Origin of the sequence: Vibrio sp. SSH13-20, from assembly GCF_040104475.1 — a bacterium.
Lineage (GTDB): Bacteria > Pseudomonadota > Gammaproteobacteria > Enterobacterales > Vibrionaceae > Vibrio > Vibrio harveyi.
In genome coordinates this window covers 1-20,509 of the sequence record NZ_JBECOU010000019.1, presented here as the reverse complement: position 1 = coordinate 20,509, position 20,509 = coordinate 1, and the positions used below count along the sequence as shown (strand labels likewise).

The following is a 20,509-nucleotide window of genomic DNA, read 5'->3' as shown; positions in this document are numbered from 1 at the left end:
AGCGAGAAGCGAGAAGCGAGAAGCGAGAAGCGAGAAGCGAGAAGCGAGAAGCGAGAAGCGAGAAGCGAGAAGCGAGAAGCGAGAAGCGAGAAGCGAGAAGCGAGAAGCGAGAAGCGAGAAGCGAGAAAATTCTTAAGGGTTGGCGTGTGCACGTCAACCCTTTTTGTTTTTCGGGATTCGCTTCTATTTTATCTTTCTAGGGATAAATCCAGTCAACGCCCTCTTCGTCAATCACTTTCACGGTTCTCCAAAGGCACACCTCTCGATTCCGTAAACGAAGCATACCTACATCTCGAAGCGTAGCGTTCTAACCATTGCTCCCAAAAACAAAAAAGGCACCCGAGGGTGCCTTTTCTTTTAAGCTCTTAACGATTACTCGTCAGAAGAGAAGCCTGCGTTTAGAAGTGCAGCTAGGTTATCTGTTGCTTGTTCAGCAGATGGACCTTCTTGCGCTTCAGCACGTTTAGCTTGACGATCTTGGTGGTATGCGAAACCAGTACCAGCTGGGATCAGACGACCAACAATTACGTTCTCTTTCAGACCACGTAGGTCATCACGCTTACCAGAAACCGCAGCTTCTGTTAGTACGCGAGTTGTCTCCTGGAACGATGCCGCAGAGATGAATGACTCAGTCGCTAGAGATGCCTTAGTGATACCTAGTAGCTCACGCTCGAAACGTGCTGGCTCTTTGCCTTCAGCTTCTAGGTTACGGTTAGAAATCTTAACTTGTGAGTATTCAACTTGCTCGCCAGGTAGGAACTCAGAGTCACCAGCGTGAGTAATTGTACACTTACGTAGCATTTGACGAACGATAGTCTCGATGTGCTTATCGTTAATCTTAACGCCTTGTAGACGGTAAACTTCTTGTACTTCGTTAGCGATGTACTGAGTTACAGCGTGTACGCCACGTAGACGTAGAATGTCATGTGGAGACTCTGGACCATCTGCGATCACGTCACCACGTTCAACACGCTCACCTTCAAATACGTTCAACTGACGATGCTTAGGAATCATCTCTTCGTAAGTATCACCGCTGTCGCGAGTGATAACTAGACGACGCTTACCTTTCGTTTCTTTACCGAAGCTCACAGTACCTGTGTGCTCAGCAAGGATCGCAGGCTCTTTAGGCTTACGAGCTTCGAATAGGTCAGCTACGCGTGGTAGACCACCGGTGATATCTTTGTTACCGCCAGATTTCTGAGGGATACGAGATAGTGTGTCACCAATGCCAACTTCAGCGCCATCTTCGATGTTTACAATCGCTTTACCAGGTAGGAAGTAGTGAGCTGGCATTTCTGTACCAGGGATCATTACGTCGTTACCTTGCTCATCAACAAGTTTGATAGCTGGACGCATATCTTTACCTGCTGCTGGGCGAGCTGCTGGATCAGTTACTTCGCTTGAAGATAGACCTGTTAGGTCATCTGTTTGACGAGAAACTGTAACACCGTCGATCATGTCTACGAACTGGATGCGACCTGCCACTTCAGTGATGATTGGCATGGTGTGCGCTTCCCAGTTAGCAACAACTTCACCAGCTGTTACTGCGTCGTTGTCGCCTTTGCTTAGCATCGAACCGTAAGGAAGTTTGTGCTTCTCTTTAGTACGACCGAATTCATCAATGATAGTTAGCTCAGATGCACGAGACGTGATTACCAGCTTCTTATCTTTGTTGATTACGAACTTAGCGTTGTGCAGTTTAACTGTACCAGTTGTCTTCGCTTGGATGCTGTTCTCTGCTGCTGCAGTAGATGCCGCACCACCGATGTGGAACGTACGCATCGTAAGCTGTGTACCCGGTTCACCGATAGACTGAGCAGCGATTACACCAACTGCTTCACCTTGGTTCACTAGGTGACCACGTGCTAGGTCACGACCGTAACACTGTGCACAACAACCGAAGTCAGAATCACAAGTAACTACAGAGCGCACTTTCATGCTGTCTACTGAGTTCTCTTCCATGATCTGACACCACTTCTCATCAATTAGAGTGTTACGTGGGATCAGAACATCTTCTGTACCTGGCTTAAGAACGTCTTCAGCTACTACACGACCTAGCGCTAGCTCAGTTAGTGCAACTTTAACATCACCACCCTCGATGTGAGGCATCATGTCAACACCCTCGTGAGTGCCACAGTCATGTTCAGTTACAACAACGTCTTGAGCAACGTCTACTAGACGACGAGTTAGGTAACCCGAGTTCGCTGTTTTCAGTGCCGTATCCGCAAGACCCTTACGAGCACCGTGCGTTGAGATAAAGTACTGAAGTACGTTTAGACCTTCTTTAAAGTTCGCTGTGATCGGCGTTTCGATGATTGAACCATCTGGACGCGCCATCAGACCACGCATACCCGCTAGCTGACGAATCTGAGCTGCAGAACCACGAGCACCCGAGTCAGCCATCATGTAGATGCTGTTAAACGATTCTTGTTGCTCTTCTTCACCGTCACGGTTAACTACCGTTTCAGATGAAAGGTTTGCCATCATCGCTTTCGCTACGCGATCGTTGGTCGATGCCCAGATATCGATAACTTTGTTGTATCGTTCGCCCGCAGTAACAAGACCAGATTGGTATTGTTCCTGGATTTCACGTACTTCTTCTTCCGCTTCTGCGATTTCAGTGTACTTAGCTGGCGGTACAACCATATCGTCGATACCAACAGATACACCAGATAGTGCCGCGTATGCGAAACCTGTGTACATGATTTGGTCAGCGAAGATTACAGTGTCTTTCAGACCTAGTTTACGGTACGCCTCGTTTAGTAGGTTAGAGATTTGCTTCTTACCTAGCTTTTGGTTAACGATGCTGTACGGTAGACCAGCTGGCACGATTTGCCATAGCATTGCACGACCGATAGTTGTATCAACCATCTTAGTCTCTGTTGTGCTGTTGCCGTCTTCGTCTACAACTGTTTCTGTAATACGTACTTTAACGCGTGCGTGAAGTTCAGCTTGCTTAGTGCGGTATGCTTTCTCAGCCTCTGCTGGGCCAGAAAGGTACATGCCTTCACCTTTCACGTTGATCTTGTCACGAGTCATGTAGTACAGACCCAATACAACGTCCTGAGAAGGTACGATGATCGGATCACCTGACGCTGGCGACAGAATGTTGTTTGTCGACATCATCAGAGTACGAGCTTCAAGCTGTGCCTCTAGAGTTAGAGGTACGTGAACCGCCATTTGGTCACCATCGAAGTCCGCGTTGTACGCCGCACACACTAGTGGGTGTAGCTGGATCGCTTTACCTTCGATTAGTACTGGTTCGAACGCCTGGATACCTAGACGGTGAAGTGTAGGTGCACGGTTCAATAGTACTGGGTGTTCACGGATTACTTCGTCTAGGATATCCCAAACTACCGCTTCTTCACGCTCTACCATTTTCTTAGCAGCTTTGATTGTAGTCGCAAGACCACGAGTCTCTAGCTTGCTGTAGATGAATGGTTTGAATAGCTCAAGTGCCATCTTCTTAGGAAGACCACACTGGTGTAGACGAAGGTATGGACCTACTGTGATTACAGAACGACCAGAGTAGTCTACACGTTTACCTAGAAGGTTCTGACGGAAACGACCTTGCTTACCCTTGATCATATCAGCAAGAGATTTCAGAGGACGCTTGTTAGAACCAGTGATCGCACGACCACGACGACCGTTGTCTAGTAGCGCATCAACAGACTCTTGCAGCATACGTTTTTCGTTACGTACGATGATGTCCGGAGCTGCTAGCTCTAGAAGACGCTTCAAACGGTTGTTACGGTTGATCACACGACGGTATAGGTCGTTTAGATCAGAAGTCGCAAAACGACCGCCATCTAGTGGTACTAGAGGACGCAGATCTGGCGGAAGTACTGGAAGTACAGTTAGGATCATCCACTCTGGGTTGTTACCAGATGCGATGAACGCTTCTACCAGCTTCAGACGCTTAGTTACTTTCTTACGCTTAGTTTCAGAGTTAGTAGTTTCTAGCTCTTCGCGCATTTGTTCTGCTTCAGCGTGCATGTCCATAGAACCTAGTAGGTCCTTGATAGCTTCTGCACCCATCTTAGCAGTGAACTCGTCGCCCCACTCTTCTAGACGGTCTAGATACTCTTCTTCCGTAAGCATCTGACCTTTTTCTAGATCAGTCATACCCGGCTCAGTTACTACGTACATTTCGAAGTAAAGAACACGTTCGATATCACGTAGAGGGATATCCATTAGTAGACCGATACGAGACGGTAGCGATTTTAGGAACCAGATGTGAGCTACTGGTGAAGCAAGCTCGATGTGGCCCATACGGTCACGACGAACTTTAGTTTGTGTAACTTCTACACCACACTTCTCACAGATAACACCACGGTGCTTCAAGCGCTTGTACTTACCACAAAGACACTCGTAGTCTTTAACTGGACCAAAGATACGCGCACAGAACAGACCATCGCGTTCAGGTTTGAACGTACGATAGTTGATCGTTTCAGGTTTTTTAACTTCACCGAAAGACCATGAACGGATCATGTCTGGTGAAGATAGACCGATTTTGATTGCATCAAATTCTTCGGTCTTATGCTGTGCTTTTAGAAAGTTTAATAAGTCTTTCACAATCAGCTCCTGTAAGGAGTTAAAAGGAGCTCACTCGCTAAAGTGAGCACCTTCTACCAAATAATCGCTTTAGATTCTCTCAACCTTAGTCAAGAGAGAAAGAGATTACTCTTCGTCTTCTAGCTCGATGTTGATACCTAGCGAGCGAATCTCTTTCAACAGTACGTTGAACGATTCTGGCATACCAGGTTCCATGCTGTGGTTACCGTCTACGATGTTTTTGTACATCTTAGTACGGCCGTTAACGTCATCCGACTTAACCGTTAGCATTTCTTGTAGAGTGTAAGCCGCACCGTATGCTTCTAGTGCCCATACTTCCATCTCACCGAAACGCTGACCACCGAACTGAGCTTTACCACCAAGTGGCTGCTGAGTTACTAGGCTGTACGAACCAGTTGAACGAGCGTGCATCTTGTCATCAACAAGGTGGTTCAGTTTCAGCATGTACATGTAACCTACTGTTACAGGGCGCTCAAACTGGTCACCTGTGCGACCATCAAACAGTTTTAGCTGACCAGATTCTGGTAGGTCTGCTAGTTTCAGTAGCGCTTTAATAGACGCTTCTGGTGCACCGTCAAATACTGGAGTCGCGATTGGTAGACCGCCACGTAGGTTCTTGATCAGAGTACGAACTTCGTCATCAGATAGAGAAGCAATATCTACTTTCTGGCGAGTCTCGCCTAGATCGTAAACTTTTTGTAGGAACTCGCGGAATTTCGCTAGTTCTTGCTGCTCTTTAACCATCTGGTTGATCTTGTCACCAATACCTTTCGCTGCCAGACCTAAGTGTACTTCTAGGATCTGACCGATGTTCATACGCGAAGGTACACCCAGTGGGTTAAGTACGATGTCTACAGGCTGACCTTTCTCATCGTATGGCATGTCTTCAACAGGGTTAATCTTAGAGATTACACCCTTGTTACCGTGACGACCCGCCATCTTATCACCAGGCTGAATGCGACGTTTAACCGCTAGGTAAACCTTAACGATCTTCAGTACGCCAGGTGCTAGATCATCACCTTGAGTGATCTTGCGACGCTTAGTTTCGAATTTCTTATCGAAGTCAGCTTTTAGCTCGTCCCACTGCTCTGCTAGTTGTTCTAGCTGAGTTTGTAGAGCGTCATCTTCTAGCGTTAGTTCTAGCCACTTCTTACGATCAGTTGTGTCTAGTTTCGCTTCAGAGTAACCACCTTCAATCAGTACAGCTTTAACACGGTTTAGAAGGCCACCCTCAAGAATCTGGAATTCTTCAGTTAGGTCTTTCTTCGCTTCTTTAAGCTGCATTTGTTCGATTTCAAGCGCACGCTTGTCTTTCTCTACGCCATCGCGAGTGAAGACTTGAACGTCGATGATCGTACCTGATACAGAGTTAGGTACACGTAGTGAAGTATCTTTAACGTCAGATGCTTTTTCACCGAAGATTGCACGTAGTAGCTTCTCTTCAGGCGTTAGCTGAGTTTCACCTTTAGGTGTTACTTTACCAACTAGGATGTCGCCACCCTTAACTTCTGCACCGATGTAAACGATACCTGACTCGTCTAGTTTAGACAGAGCAGACTCACCTACGTTTGGAATATCAGCTGTGATCTCTTCAGAACCAAGCTTAGTATCACGCGCCACACAAGTAAGTTCTTGGATGTGGATAGTCGTGAAACGGTCTTCTTGAACTACGCGCTCAGATACTAAGATCGAGTCTTCGAAGTTGTAACCATTCCAAGGCATGAACGCGATACGCATGTTTTGACCAAGCGCTAGTTCACCAAGGTCTGTTGAAGGACCATCAGCAAGAACGTCACCGCGTGATACAGGTTCACCTGGCATCACACATGGGCGCTGGTTAATACATGTGTTCTGGTTAGAACGTGTGTATTTAGTCAGGTTGTAGATGTCGATACCAGCTTCACCTGGTACTAGCTCTTCTTCGTTCACTTTAACAACGATACGAGAAGCATCTACAGACTGGATTACACCACCACGTTTAGCAACTGCAGTTACACCTGAGTCAACTGCTACGTTACGTTCAATACCAGTACCAACAAGCGGTTTGTCAGCTTTCAGTGTTGGAACTGCCTGACGTTGCATGTTCGCACCCATCAATGCACGGTTCGCATCATCGTGTTCTAGGAACGGGATAAGCGATGCAGCGATAGATACAACCTGGTTTGTCGCAACGTCCATGTACTGAGCGTGCTCACGAGGGTGTAGACCAGATTCACCTTTTTGACGAGCTGTGATCAGCTCATCTGCAAAACCGCCTTCTTCAGTTAACGCAGCATTAGCCTGTGCGATAACGAATTGACCTTCTTCGATTGCAGATAGGTAATCTACTTCGTCTGTTACAATGCCATCTACAACGCGACGGTATGGTGTCTCTAGGAAACCGTACTCGTTACAACGCGCAAACGCAGATAGAGAGTTGATCAGACCGATGTTTGGACCTTCCGGCGTTTCGATAGGACATAGACGACCGTAGTGAGTTACGTGTACGTCACGTACTTCGAAGCCAGCACGTTCACGAGTTAGACCGCCAGGACCCAATGCAGAAATACGACGCTTATGCGTTACTTCTGATAGCGGGTTGTTTTGGTCCATGAACTGTGAAAGCTGTGAAGAGCCAAAGAATTCTTTAACAGCTGCAGAGATTGGTTTCGCGTTGATCAAGTCTTGAGGCATGATTGCGTCAAGATCGCCTAGGCTTAGACGCTCTTTAACTGCACGCTCAACACGTACTAGACCTACACGGAACTGGTTCTCAGCCATTTCGCCTACAGAGCGGATACGACGGTTACCTAGGTGGTCGATATCGTCCACTTCGCCTTTACCGTTACGAATCGCGATAAGCTTCTTCATCACTTCAACGATATCTAGCTCGTCAAGTGTGCCTTGCTCTTGAGCATCTTCACGACCGATAGAGCTGTTGAACTTCATACGACCAACAGTCGATAGATCGTAACGCTCTTCAGAGAAGAATAGGCTTTCGAATAGTGCTTCTGCAGCTTCTTTTGTTGGTGGCTCACCAGGGCGCATCATGCGGTAGATTTCTACCAAAGCAGAAATACGATCAACAGTGCTGTCGATGCGTAGCGTTTCTGACATGAATGGACCATGGTCTAGATCGTTGGTGAACAACGTTTCTAGTGATTTGTGGCCAGCCTGAGATAGGTTCGCTAGAGCTTCCAGGCTGATTTCCTGGTTAGCGTTAACAATGATCTCGCCTGTTGCTTCGTTGACGTAATCTTTCGATGCAACTTTACCAACGATGTACTCAACTGGTACTTCGATGTGATCAACGCCATCTTTCTCTAGTTGGCGGATATGACGAGCTGTTACACGACGACCTTGCTCAACGTAAGTTTTACCGTTCGCTTCGATGTCGAATGACGCAGTTTCACCACGTAGACGATCAGGAACCAACTCCATTAGTAGAGTTTGGTCTTTCACTTCGAAGTTCACTTTTTCGAAGAAGATATCTAGGATTTCTTCTGACGTTTTACCAAGTGCACGAAGGATGATCGAAGCTGGTAGCTTACGACGGCGGTCAATACGTACGTATAAGTTATCCTTAGGGTCGAACTCAAAGTCTAACCATGAGCCACGGTAAGGAATAACACGTGCGTTGTATAGAACTTTACCTGAAGAGTGGGTCTTACCCTTATCGCTGTCGAAGAACACGCCTGGGCTTCGGTGCAGCTGGGATACGATAACCCTCTCGGTACCGTTAATTACGAAGGTACCATTGTCTGTCATAAGCGGAATTTCGCCCATGTAGACTTCTTGTTCTTTAATGTCTTTTACAGTACCTGCTGGCGCGTCTTTATCAAAGATTACTAGACGTAGTTTTACGCGTAGTGGCTTTGAGTAAGTTACACCGCGGATTTGACATTCTTTAACGTCAAAAACTGGCTCACCAAGACGGTAGCTAACGTATTGCAGCTCAGAATTGCCGTTGTAGCTCTGAATTGGGAATACAGAACGGAAAGCAGCTTCAAGACCGTATTGACCTTCAGGATCCTGTTCGATGAATTTGTCGAACGAATCGAGCTGGATCGATAGCAGGTATGGAATGTCCAAAACTTGTGGACGAGTACCAAAGTCCTTACGGATGCGCTTTTTCTCGGTATAAGAGTAAACCATGGGGTTCCTCAGCTCGCTGATAAGTGACCCAAACTGTCCGCCCGCTCCTAGTTACTTAAGGGGGGTAAGGGACAGTGACTAAATAGCTGTTTACTGTAGTGACATTTCATTGCGTAGGAATGAAATGTTTTTTGCTTGGGAACAGGCGCTTAAACAGCGGGAAAATTCGCCTATACCCTACAGCGCAAAAAGGCCGGTGGTTAAAAAACCACCAGCCAATTAGCCGTTAGGCTAAGAAACTATGCAATAATTACTTAACAGCAACAGTTGCACCAGCTTCTTCTAGCTGAGCTTTAAGTGCGTCAGCTTCTGCTTTGTCAACACCTTCTTTAAGAGGTGCTGGAGCGCCGTCTACAAGAGCTTTAGCTTCTTTAAGACCTAGGCCAGTTGCGCCACGTACTGCTTTGATTACAGCAACTTTGTTGCCGCCAGCAGATTCTAGGATTACGTCAAATTCAGTTTGCTCAGCTGCAGCTTCGCCGCCTGCTGCGCCACCTGCAACTACTGCAGCAGCAGCAGTTACACCGAATTTCTCTTCCATAGCTTCGATTAGTTCAACAACTTGCATTACAGACATTTCTGCAACTGCGTCTAGGATTTGCTCGTTAGTAATAGACATAACAATTCTCTTTTAAGTCAACAATAAGTTTATTTTGCAACCAGTAAAAAGCAAGGCTTAAGCCGCTGCTTCTTCTTTTTGATCGCGGATAGCAGCGATAGTACGTACCAGCTTGCCAGCAGAAGCTTCTTTCATGCACATCATTAGGCGTGCGATTGCTTCGTCGTAAGTTGGTAGTGTTGCTAGTACTTCAGCGTCAGTTAAAGCGCCTTCAAATGCAGCAGCTTTGATCTCGAAATCTTTGTTCTCTTTAGCGAAGTCTTTGAAAAGACGCGCTGCAGCACCTGGGTGCTCGTTAGAGAACGCGATTAGAGTAGGACCAGTGAAAGTGTCAGTTAGACACTCGTAGTCTGTACCCTGAACCGCACGACGTGCTAGAGTGTTACGCACGACTTTCATGTAAACACCCGCTTCGCGAGCTTGTTTACGTAGAGAAGTCATCGCGCCAACTTCAACGCCACGAGAATCAGCTACAACTGCAGAAAGTGCACCACTGGCAGCTTCGTTGACTTGAGCAACAATTGCTTTTTTGTCTTGAAGGTTTAAAGCCATCTTGGATTTACTCCTGGTTGTCGTTACACCACTCACTATCATCACGACAGTGAGAGCTATTGAGGTGCATTCCCAGAAGAAAGTTAACTATTTACATAGAGCTTTCTGTCAGTTCGGGCACCATCTACGTAGGATGATTAAGTTTGTTTTGAGAACAAACACCTACGGTCTTGGACGGAGACTGGGTCTTAATTCATTTCGAACTAGGAGACAGTTCAAAGAACCAATGTTCAGCCCCAACCACAAATATTAGGCGCAAAATTATACACAAATTTTGCGCCTAAGCAAATAAATTATGCTTGAGTGTTCAGGCTAGCCTGATCAACAGCAACACCAGCACCCATAGTAGTAGAGATGCTTACTTTCTTCAGGAAAGTACCTTTCGCTGAAGATGGCTTAGCTTTCTTCAGAGCAACTAGAAGAGCTTCTAGGTTCTCTTTGATCTGCTCAGCAGAGAAGTTTGCTTTACCGATAGTAGTGTGGATGATGCCGTTTTTGTCGTTACGGTAACGAACCTGACCAGCTTTAGCGTTCTTAACCGCTTCAGCAACGTTAGGAGTTACAGTACCAACTTTAGGGTTTGGCATTAGACCGCGAGGACCTAGGATAGTACCTAGTTGACCTACAACGCGCATTGCATCTGGAGAAGCAACAACTACGTCGAAGTTCATTTCGCCTTTCTTAACTTGCTCAGCAAGATCTTCCATACCAACGATGTCTGCGCCAGCTTCTTTAGCTGCTTCAGCGTTTGCACCTTGAGTGAACACTGCAACGCGGATTTCGCGGCCAGTACCGTGAGGTAGTACAGTTGCACCACGTACGTTCTGGTCAGATTTACGAGCATCGATGCCTAGGTTAACAGCAACGTCAACAGACTCTACGAATTTAGCAGTAGCTAGTTCTTGAAGAAGAGCAACAGCTTCGTTGATTTCGTACTCTTTAGTTACGTCAACTTTTTCGCGGATTACGCGCATGCGCTTAGTTAGTTTAGCCATCTTATTAACCCTCTACCACTAGGCCCATTGAACGAGCAGTACCTGCGATTGAACGCTTCATTGCTTCGATGTCAGCACCAGTCATATCAGCAGCTTTAGTTTCTGCGATTTCTTGGATTTGAGCGTCAGTTACAGTACCCACTTTTTCAGTGTTTGGACGACCTGAACCAGACTTAACGCCAGCAGCTTTCTTAAGAAGAACAGCAGCAGGTGGAGTCTTAGTTACGAACGTGAAAGAACGGTCGTTGTATACAGTGATAACAACAGGAGTAGGTAGACCTTTCTCTAGAGATTCTGTTTTCGCGTTGAACGCTTTACAGAATTCCATGATGTTAACACCGTGTTGACCTAGTGCAGGACCAACTGGTGGACTTGGGTTCGCCATACCAGCTGCAACTTGTAGCTTGATGTAAGCTTCAACTTTCTTAGCCATGATAATTCCTAAGTTTGGGTACAAACGCTAATCATCGATCAGCTCCCCGTTTAATGAAAAAACTCTTTACTTCACCAGAAGTAAAAAGGCGCGAAATTATAGTCATAATTCGCGCCTTAGACAACCCTTAAAAAGGTGTTTTTTTAATCAAGTTTTTCAACCTGACCAAATTCAAGCTCAACTGGTGTTGCACGACCAAAGATCGACACAGACACTTTCAGGCGGCTCTTCTCGTAATCCACTTCTTCAACAGTACCATTGAAGTCAGCAAATGGACCTTCATTAACACGTACCACTTCGCCCGCTTCGTACATAGTACGTGGACGAGGAGCTTCACTTGCTTTCTCAAGACGATTAAGAATCGCATCAGCTTCTTTGTCTGTGATAGGTGCTGGACGGTCTGAGGTACCACCAATGAAGCCCATGACACGCGGCACACTGCGTACTAGGTGCCATGATTCATCGTTCATAATCATCTGAACAAGGACGTAACCTGGGAAGAACTTACGCTCAGATTTACGACGCTGACCCGCGCGCATTTCCACTACTTCTTCAGTAGGAACCAGTACTTCACCGAATAGCTCTTCCATGCTGTGCATTTTGATATGCTCGCGAAGAGATTGAGCTACACGACCTTCAAATCCAGAGAAGGCTTGAACCACATACCAGCGTTTTTTTGGAGCTTCACTCATGAATTAAAACCCTCTATACCCCAGTCGCTAGAGCTACTAGACGAACCATGATGCCGTCAATACCCCATAGCGCTAGAGCCATTACAATACTTACAGCTAAAACGATCAGTGTTGTTTGCATAGTTTCTTGGCGTGTAGGCCAAACAACTTTACGAACTTCCATACGAGATTCTTTTGCAAAACTGATCGCTGCTTTACCTTTAGTCGTTGTTGCTGCAACGCCAAGAGCAGCTGCAATTAGAACAACAACGCCTGCAGCGCGAACTACTACAGACATTTCACCATACAGGTAATTACCCACAACAGCGGCCGCTGCTAATACGAAAGCGGCAATCCACTTAAACGTATCTGCTGCGTTTGAGCTATCAGGAGTTTCAGCATTATTTGCTTTCATAAACCAACCTGTCACAAGTCTTAATATAGACGACAACAACCCCGCTGTTGCAGGGCAAACTCCATATCGCTGAAAAAATCAGCGTTACTCTCTTAAGATTAAGCCTCTCCGGCCAATCTTGCTCTGCTCTCAACCAAAATCTGAACAAGAAAACAGCTAAAATAATGTTGAGTGCAGAAAAAGGGCATCAAATGATGCCCTTTTTGCTACTGGTTCGTCAAATCTAATTCAAGATTTTCCGAAGACATTCGTTTAATTCTTTAAGAATTAGTCGAAGATCTTAGCAACAACACCAGCACCTACAGTACGGCCACCTTCACGGATAGCGAAACGTAGGCCTTCATCCATAGCGATAGGAGCGATTAGCTCAACTTGCATTTGGATGTTGTCACCTGGCATTACCATTTCTACGCCTTCTGGTAGAGAGATGTCACCAGTTACGTCAGTTGTACGGAAGTAGAACTGTGGACGGTAGCCTTTGAAGAATGGAGTGTGACGACCACCTTCATCTTTAGAAAGTACGTATACTTCTGACTCGAACTTAGTGTGTGGAGTGATTGAACCAGGCTTAGCTAGTACTTGACCACGTTCAACTTCATCACGCTTAGTACCACGTAGAAGTGCACCAACGTTCTCACCAGCACGACCTTCGTCAAGAAGCTTACGGAACATCTCAACACCAGTACATGTTGTAGTAGTCGTTTCTTTGATACCAACGATAGCAACTTCGTCACCTACGTTTAGGATACCACGTTCGATACGACCAGTTACTACTGTACCACGACCTTGGATTGAGAATACGTCTTCGATAGGCATTAGGAATGGCATATCTACTGCACGCTCTGGCTCAGGGATGTATGAATCTAGCGCTTCTGCTAGTTCAACAATCTTAGCTTCCCATTGCTCTTCGCCGTTTAGTGCGCCTAGAGCAGAACCTTGGATAACTGGTAGGTCATCACCTGGGAAGTCGTACTCAGATAGAAGTTCACGAACTTCCATTTCTACTAGTTCTAGTAGCTCTTCATCGTCAACCATGTCACATTTGTTCATGAATACGATGATGTATGGGATACCAACCTGACGGCCTAGTAGGATGTGCTCACGAGTTTGTGGCATTGGACCATCAGTTGCAGCAACTACAAGAATACCACCGTCCATCTGTGCAGCACCAGTGATCATGTTCTTAACGTAGTCCGCGTGTCCTGGACAGTCAACGTGCGCGTAGTGGCGAGTTGGAGTGTCGTACTCTACGTGAGAAGTAGCGATTGTGATACCGCGCTCACGCTCTTCTGGAGCGTTATCGATAGATGCGAAGTCACGAGCAGCACCGCCGTATACTTTAGCAAGTGTTGTACAGATAGCTGCAGTTAGAGTAGTTTTACCGTGGTCAACGTGGCCGATAGTACCAACGTTTACGTGCGGTTTTACACGTTCAAATTTTTCTTTAGACATGAGTAGTCCCTCTAGGTACGGATTTAGGTGGCCCGAATTGACCACGCAACCAAAAAAGATAATTGGTAAATCTTATATCAAAAGGAGATAACTTTGAGAGCTGGTGCTGATAGGCAGACTCGAACTGCCGACCTCATCCTTACCAAGGATGCGCTCTACCACCTGAGCTATATCAGCACTCAAATTAGAGTGGAGCGGGCAGCGGGAATCGAACCCGCATCATCAGCTTGGAAGGCTGAGGTAATAGCCATTATACGATGCCCGCAACACGTAACTCTGAGAGCTATTTCCTAAAGAATATGGTGGAGGGGGACGGATTCGAACCATCGAAGGCAGTGCCGGCAGATTTACAGTCTGCTCCCTTTGGCCACTCGGGAACCCCTCCAAATTTTTAAGCCATTCTTACTACAATTGTTTCCACTAGAAACAGGAAAGAATGGTGCCGACTACCGGAATCGAACTGGTGACCTACTGATTACAAGTCAGTTGCTCTACCTACTGAGCTAAGTCGGCATAAGTGGTGCGCATTCTATTGAATGATTTTCTAGGTTGCAATAGCTATTTCAAAAAAAATCGTAAAATTCGACTTTTTAGAATCGATTGCTGCAAAATCATACAAACCTCGCTTTTTAAAGCAAACTTTCGAGCTTTGTCGTTTGCTTTGCACGGAGCTTGTTGTATGTTCTTGCTCTCGATGAAACCAAGGATAAAAGAGACCCATGAGTCCATTTTTGTCATTTGACCGTGCCGAATGGGCAGAATTGCGCAATTCTGTTCCGATGACACTCTCTGAAGACGATCTGAAAGCGCTTCAAGGCATTAATGAAAACCTCACTATGGAGGAAGCGGTAGAGATCTACCTTCCTTTGTCACGTCTTTTAAATCTGTACGTTCAGGCTCGCCAAAGTCGTAACTCTGTACTTCAGCAGTTCCTCAACACGGAAGAACATGCTCCACCCTTTGTTATCGGCATTGCCGGCAGTGTGGCGGTAGGAAAGAGTACTACCGCACGACTTCTAAAAGCATTGCTCTCTCGTTGGGAGAACCATCCGAAAGTCGCCCTTGTGACAACAGATGGTTTCTTATATCCAAAGAAAGTGCTGGAAGAGAGAGGCATCATGCATCGTAAAGGCTTTCCGGAATCTTACGATATTAAACGCTTGGTAGAATTCGTTTCAGATGTAAAAGCAGGTCAACCAAACTTAGAAGTCCCAGTTTATTCACACATTACGTACGACATTACTGAAGAACGAAAGAAAGTAGATCGTCCAGATGTACTGATTATCGAAGGGTTAAACGTTCTGCAAAGTGGTATGGACTATCCGCATGATCCACATCGCGTGTTTGTCTCTGATTTCCTAGACTTCTCTATTTATGTTGATGCAGAAACTGAGACCATTGAGCAATGGTATGTAGAACGATTTTTGAAATTCCGCCAAGGTGCATTTACTCAACCAGGCTCTTATTTTAGTCATTACACGCAATTGTCTGTCGAAGAGGCGAAAAACAAAGCTAAAGAAATTTGGCAAAGCATTAACGGGCTCAATCTAGAACATAACATTCTGCCAACTCGCGAGAGAGCCCATCTAATTCTGCACAAAGGTCCTAGTCATCTCGTCGACAAGGTGTCGTTGAGAAAGTAACCTCTATTAGGCACTAGACTAGAGGTTAATCACCTTTCCTTAGGGAGATCTCACCACCAACGTAGGTCTCCAATCCATTAGTGGTTTCTAATACTACACCACCTTGCTGATCGATGCCCTTTACTACCCCATGGATTTCTCTAGGTCCCATCAATAGCTTTACAGGGCGTCCAATAAAGTTGTCTAAACGATTCCAACGCTCTACAAACCCACCGAGCCCTGTCATTTCATATTCTTCTAGTGCTTTCTTCCAGTGTTCAATCAGGTTAATCGCTAACTGGTTACGATCGATATCTAGGCTATCGCTCACTTGGTTTAAGGTTGTCCACGGTTGATCGATTTCAGGTTGCAAGTCTGGCATACCGATATTAAGCCCCATGCCAATAACTAGATGCGCAGCCCCACCGGCTTGCCCTGACATTTCAACTAAAATGCCTGCAAGCTTTTTATCTTCGTAGTAAACATCGTTCGGCCATTTGAGTTTCACGCCTTGGATACCCATCTCTTCAATAGCTTCCACTGCTGCGATACCAACAACTAAGCTCAACCCCATAGCCGCTGCCATACCAGCATCCAAACGCCAGTACATCGACAAATACAAGTTAGTCCCAAAAGGCGATATCCATTGGCGCCCACGTCGTCCTCTTCCTTTTGCTTGATATTCAGCCAAACATACGCGCCCCTTATCGGAGTCATCGACTTTCTCGAGCAGATATTGGTTGGTTGAATCTATAACCGAGATGAGTTCAAGTTGAGTATCAACATGAGCTTGAAGCCTTTGCTCATCAAGCAGTTGTAAAGGCTGAGCTAGCTGGTAGCCACGTCCTTGAATCCGGTAAATGTCTACGCCCCAATCATTAAGACCTTTGATGTGCTTTGCAATAGCAGCGCGTGATATACCCAATTCTTGCCCTAAGGCTTCCCCAGAATGAAAATCACCGTCACTTAGCGCTTTGAGAATATGCAGTTTTGCAGAGTGTTCCTTTCTCATCGCGTAGCCTCAATCTCAGTTAGGTTAGTCTCGCCCTTGTTATTCATAAAACGAACTTCATGTTCTAGTTCAATTTGGTATTTATCCCAAACGGTCCTTTTTACCAAAGACGCAAGCTCGACAACGTCATCAGCACTACAATTATCAACATTAGTTAGAACCAAAGCTTGGTGTGGATTTACTTGAGCACCGTTCACTGATACCCCCTTCAAACCACATTGGTCGATTAACCAACCCGCAGCGACTTTCATTCCTCCTTTCGCAGGGTAAGCCACCATATTGCTGTGCTTTTTGATAAGTTGATCGTAATGATCTTGGCTGATCACTGGATTTTTAAAAAAGCTTCCTGCGTTACCAACTTTTGCAGGGTCTGGCAATTTTTCCATTCGCACTTGGCATACACGCTCAAAAATGGTTAGGGGACTAAGCTCTTCTTCAGGAATACTTTGCAAAGGACCATATTGATTGATCGCCTTCCATTGCTTTGGCAATTTGAGACCGACCGCAGTAATAAAGCATTTTTCATATAATGCATGCTTGAAGATCGAATCACGATAGCCAAATTGGCACTCTTCTGCAGTCATGCGTTTGGTCGTGAAGTTCTCCAAATCGAGGATATCTACGTATTCGCACACATTTTGCAATTCCAATCCATAGGCTCCGATATTTTGAATAGGTGCCGAGCCTGCGCAGCCAGGGATGAGTGCGAGGTTCTCAATACCTCCCATGCCTTGTTCTACACACCATTGAACAAGCGCCGGCCAATCCTCACCGCCTTCAATGTGCAATAGATAATGAGCACTTTCTTCAGTAACAGTTTTGCCCATTAAGCGGTTAATGATGACCATGCCTTCATAGTGTTGAGTAAACAGCATGTTACTGCCCTTACCTAAAAATAGCTTCGGTAACTCTAGGTAAGCTTCATCTTTAAATAGCTGAATAACATCATCGATAGTTTCAACGATCGCTAAATAAGCACAGGTTTGTTCGATACCAAATGTGTGGAAAGCCTTGAGGCTCGCATGTTTCTTAATTTCCATAGTGGATTTGCAACGCCAGATGAGATTCTCTTAAACTGTAGCCATTCTACCTTAGTTATGTTTTAGCCGCAGTGACAATACCTAGCTCATTAATCATAGAAGTGTTAAATCCGATCAAACTACCTCTGATCAAGAGATTATACAAAGCACATTACCCTGCCGGAAAAGCCAAGCGTGATGAGCTGATCATCACCGCAAGTTTAGAAGGAAAAATCGTTGCTCTCCTTAGAATGAAAGCGGTCGAAAAGTCTCGCTTGCTGACTGGTATGCTTGTTGTTCCGGAATTTAGGGGAACAGGGGTCGGTCAAGCATTACTTACTCATTGCGAAAACACTGTTTTCAACAATGGAGATTATTGCTTTGCTTTTAATCATTTAGAGGCTTATTACTCTCAACATGGATTCAAAACCATTGATAGCTCTGAGCTTCCAAACTCATTGAAAATGGCTTATTTACGGTACGTGGACAGTGGCAAAGATCTCATTCCAATGCAATTCATTACTTCTAGTGCTTCAAACAGTGCGCTTTTGTAGCCAGAGAAATCATATCTTTGGTAAAATATCAGGTTCGCAATATTGCACTTAATTAAGGTACTCACACCGGTATGATAGTAAGTAGGAACCCATTCGAACAGTTGCCAAGTCTCGCAGTTAAGCCTGAAGACTTCGAAGTTCTGCACGCAGCAGATGCTTTCAGAGCTCGTCTTCTTGATGCGATCAGCAAAGCAACGTCACGAATTTACCTAGTCGCTCTATATCTGGAAGATGATGAAGCTGGACGTGAAATTTTCACAGCGCTTTATGAAGCGAAACAGCGCAATCCTGGATTGGACATCAATATCTGTGTAGATTGGCACCGAGCGCAACGTGGTCTCATTGGTGCAGAATCATCTGAAGGCAACGCAGCACTTTACAAGGCATTCGCAAAAAAATACCAGCACTCAATTCCTGTATACGGTATTCCTGTACGAGGCAGAGAAGTCTTTGGTGTACTTCATCTTAAAGGCTTCATCGTAGATGACACCGTCATTTACAGCGGAGCAAGTCTTAACAACGTATACCTACAATACAATGGTCGTTACCGCTTCGATCGCTACCATGTCATTCAACACAAAGCATTAGCAGACTCGATGGTAGGATTCATTCAGGATGAAATGATCGCCCACCCTGCAGTTAATGATCTTGCAGATAAAGATAAACCTGAGACAAAAGAGATCAAAGCGGACATTCGCCAACTTCGCTCTTCTTTAGCTCGTGCTAATTACGAATTTAAACCAGAAGTAGCCAGCGAAGACGAAGTGAAAGTTACACCGCTGGTAGGCTTAGGGAAGCGCCGTAATTTACTCAACCAGAAAATCGTTAAGCTGCTTGCAGCTGCTCAGAACGAAATCTTTATCTGTACACCTTACTTTAACTTCCCGAAAGCGATTAATCGTGAAGTAAAACGTGCAATGAAACGTGGTGTAAAAGTAACAATCGTGGTTGGTGACAAGACTGCAAACGACTTTTACATCTCTCCTGAAGAAGAGTTCAAAACTATTGGTGGTTTACCATATCTGTACGAACTCAACTTACGTCGCTTCGCTAAAGCGAATGAAGCAAGCATTGCTGCTCGTAAATTATCTATTCACCTTTGGAAACATGATAACAATAGCTTCCACCTCAAAGGTATCTGGGTTGATAAGCGCTACATGCTTATGACAGGCAACAACCTAAACCCTAGAGCATGGTCACTAGATCTTGAAAATGGTCTTTTAGTACAAGACAACTTCGCGAAGATGACAGACAAATTTGAACAAGAGGTGGCAAACATTCTAGAGCACACTCAGCTTATTTGTACTTACAAGCAATTAGAGAAAGTGGAAGACTATCCAGTCAGTGTTCAGAAGCTGGTCCGTAAGATCACACGTATCAAAGCTGATGGTGTACTAAAACGCATTCTTTAAAATGCTTCGATAGTAAACTTACAGAGCCCAGTATGAAAATACTGGGCTTTTTTATTATGTACAGCTAGCGACATAGATTACAACATTGTTGCTTTCTTTAAGTATTTAAACTGACACTTCGATATACAATGGGATGAGACGACTTTGTATTCTAAGAAATTCAACAAGATAACAGGTCCAGGATTGTAACGAAAAGGCTCCAGCATTTCTGCTGGAGCTTTAAATATGACAGGGGTAGATTGGGTCAATACTCCGAGATTCGATAGGACTTACTGCCAAGCGAGCTGGAGATCTAATCTCAACACGCACGATTCTGGCGTTAGGAGAATCAGAAACTCTTCCAACTAGACTGGTACTCTTTTCTTCATATACGAAAGAGGCTCTAGCATTTCAGCTAGAGTCTTAAATATGGCAGGGGTAGATTGGACCGGCACTCCGGAGATTCGATATGGCTTGCTGCCAAGCGGACTGGCGGCTCAGTTCCCAACACGCACTATTTGGGCATTAGGGGAATCCCCTGCTCTTCCAACTAGACTGGTACTCGTTCCTTCATATACGAAAAAGGCTCTAGCATTTCTGCTAGAGCCTTAAATATGGCAGGGGTGGATTGGACCGGCACTCCGGAGATTCGATATGGCTTGCTGCCAAGCGGACTGGCGGCTCAGTTCCCAACACGCACTATTTGAACATTAGGGGAATCTGCTACTCTTCCAGCTAGACTGGTACTCTTTCCCTCATATACGAAAAAGGCTCTAGCATTTCTGCTAGAGCCTTAAATATGGCAGGGGTGGAGAGATTCGAACTCCCAACACGCGGATTTGGAATCCGCTGCTCTGCCAATTGGAGCTACACCCCTGTAGAAACTACAGTTTATCACATTGTAGATTCAAAAAAACCTCGCAAAAGCGAGGTCTTTGAAATAAGTGGCGGAGCGGACGGGACTCGAACCCGCGACCCCCGGCGTGACAGGCCGGTATTCTAACCAACTGAACTACCGCTCCGCACTGGTTAGACCTAAAGTCTAAGTTTTTGTCTTCACTTTTT

At 45.5% G+C, this 20,509-nt stretch carries 14 protein-coding genes and 6 tRNA genes; 3 read left to right on the top strand and 17 right to left on the bottom strand.

The features are described from left to right. Positions 1-372: 372 nt before the first annotated feature. The 13 genes from rpoC to ABMY42_RS25570 form a co-directional block, all read right to left on the bottom strand. The gene (gene rpoC, locus ABMY42_RS25630; protein ID WP_005451130.1) at positions 373-4,575 is read right to left on the bottom strand and encodes a DNA-directed RNA polymerase subunit beta'; all 4,203 of its coding nucleotides are present in this window, start codon (positions 4,573-4,575) and stop codon (positions 373-375) included. A gap of 105 nt (positions 4,576-4,680) precedes the next feature. After that, complete coding sequence (gene rpoB, locus ABMY42_RS25625) at positions 4,681-8,709, bottom strand: DNA-directed RNA polymerase subunit beta (RefSeq protein ID WP_005451129.1); 4,029 nt, start codon at positions 8,707-8,709, stop codon at positions 4,681-4,683. 250 nt (positions 8,710-8,959) lie between these two features. Continuing rightward, the gene (gene rplL, locus ABMY42_RS25620; protein ID WP_005451128.1) at positions 8,960-9,328 is read right to left on the bottom strand and encodes a 50S ribosomal protein L7/L12; all 369 of its coding nucleotides are present in this window, start codon (positions 9,326-9,328) and stop codon (positions 8,960-8,962) included. 57 nt (positions 9,329-9,385) lie between these two features. Next, positions 9,386-9,880, bottom strand: coding sequence for a 50S ribosomal protein L10 (rplJ, locus tag ABMY42_RS25615; RefSeq protein WP_005451126.1), 495 nt, complete (start codon positions 9,878-9,880; stop codon positions 9,386-9,388). A gap of 293 nt (positions 9,881-10,173) precedes the next feature. Continuing rightward, a complete protein-coding gene (gene rplA / locus ABMY42_RS25610; RefSeq protein ID WP_005384683.1) occupies positions 10,174-10,875 on the bottom strand; it encodes a 50S ribosomal protein L1 in 702 nt (233 codons plus the stop codon). A 4-nt stretch (positions 10,876-10,879) separates the two neighbouring features. Continuing rightward, entirely contained in the window at positions 10,880-11,308 is a 429-nt protein-coding gene (rplK, locus tag ABMY42_RS25605) for a 50S ribosomal protein L11 (RefSeq protein WP_005451125.1), read from the bottom strand. A gap of 143 nt (positions 11,309-11,451) precedes the next feature. Beyond that, entirely contained in the window at positions 11,452-12,000 is a 549-nt protein-coding gene (nusG, locus tag ABMY42_RS25600) for a transcription termination/antitermination protein NusG (protein ID WP_005451123.1), read from the bottom strand. A 13-nt stretch (positions 12,001-12,013) separates the two neighbouring features. Continuing rightward, entirely contained in the window at positions 12,014-12,394 is a 381-nt protein-coding gene (gene secE / locus ABMY42_RS25595) for a preprotein translocase subunit SecE (protein ID WP_005451121.1), read from the bottom strand. 267 nt (positions 12,395-12,661) lie between these two features. Then, complete coding sequence (gene tuf, locus ABMY42_RS25590) at positions 12,662-13,846, bottom strand: elongation factor Tu (protein ID WP_005451119.1); 1,185 nt, start codon at positions 13,844-13,846, stop codon at positions 12,662-12,664. A gap of 101 nt (positions 13,847-13,947) precedes the next feature. After that, positions 13,948-14,023 (bottom strand) — tRNA-Thr (locus ABMY42_RS25585). Between the two features lie 13 nt (positions 14,024-14,036). Next, positions 14,037-14,111, bottom strand: a tRNA-Gly gene (locus ABMY42_RS25580). A 35-nt stretch (positions 14,112-14,146) separates the two neighbouring features. Beyond that, a tRNA-Tyr gene (locus ABMY42_RS25575) sits at positions 14,147-14,231 on the bottom strand. A gap of 52 nt (positions 14,232-14,283) precedes the next feature. Continuing rightward, positions 14,284-14,359, bottom strand: a tRNA-Thr gene (locus ABMY42_RS25570). Between the two features lie 206 nt (positions 14,360-14,565). On the opposite strand from ABMY42_RS25570, the gene coaA reads away from it, so the two are divergent. Beyond that, the gene (gene coaA / locus ABMY42_RS25565) at positions 14,566-15,489 is read left to right on the top strand and encodes a type I pantothenate kinase (protein ID WP_017817494.1); all 924 of its coding nucleotides are present in this window, start codon (positions 14,566-14,568) and stop codon (positions 15,487-15,489) included. Between the two features lie 25 nt (positions 15,490-15,514). Here the strand turns inward: coaA and birA are convergent, their stop codons facing one another. Continuing rightward, on the bottom strand, positions 15,515-16,480 hold the full coding sequence (birA, locus tag ABMY42_RS25560) for a bifunctional biotin--[acetyl-CoA-carboxylase] ligase/biotin operon repressor BirA (protein ID WP_050902250.1): 966 nt from the start codon (positions 16,478-16,480) through the stop codon (positions 15,515-15,517). Then, a complete protein-coding gene (gene murB, locus ABMY42_RS25555) occupies positions 16,477-17,520 on the bottom strand; it encodes a UDP-N-acetylmuramate dehydrogenase (protein WP_349266929.1) in 1,044 nt (347 codons plus the stop codon). The genes birA and murB overlap by 4 nt, the downstream gene beginning before the upstream one ends. A 101-nt stretch (positions 17,521-17,621) precedes the next feature. On the opposite strand from murB, the gene ABMY42_RS25550 reads away from it, so the two are divergent. Both ABMY42_RS25550 and pssA read left to right on the top strand, forming a co-directional pair. Then, positions 17,622-18,053 (top strand): GNAT family N-acetyltransferase, encoded by a 432-nt coding sequence (locus tag ABMY42_RS25550; protein ID WP_074050900.1) that lies wholly within the window; start codon positions 17,622-17,624, stop codon positions 18,051-18,053. A gap of 71 nt (positions 18,054-18,124) precedes the next feature. Beyond that, the gene (pssA, locus tag ABMY42_RS25545) at positions 18,125-19,465 is read left to right on the top strand and encodes a CDP-diacylglycerol--serine O-phosphatidyltransferase (protein WP_005451105.1); all 1,341 of its coding nucleotides are present in this window, start codon (positions 18,125-18,127) and stop codon (positions 19,463-19,465) included. 779 nt (positions 19,466-20,244) lie between these two features. Here pssA and ABMY42_RS25540 read toward each other — a convergent pair. After that, a tRNA-Trp gene (locus ABMY42_RS25540) sits at positions 20,245-20,321 on the bottom strand. A gap of 68 nt (positions 20,322-20,389) precedes the next feature. Continuing rightward, positions 20,390-20,466 (bottom strand) — tRNA-Asp (locus ABMY42_RS25535). Positions 20,467-20,509 lie beyond the last annotated feature (43 nt).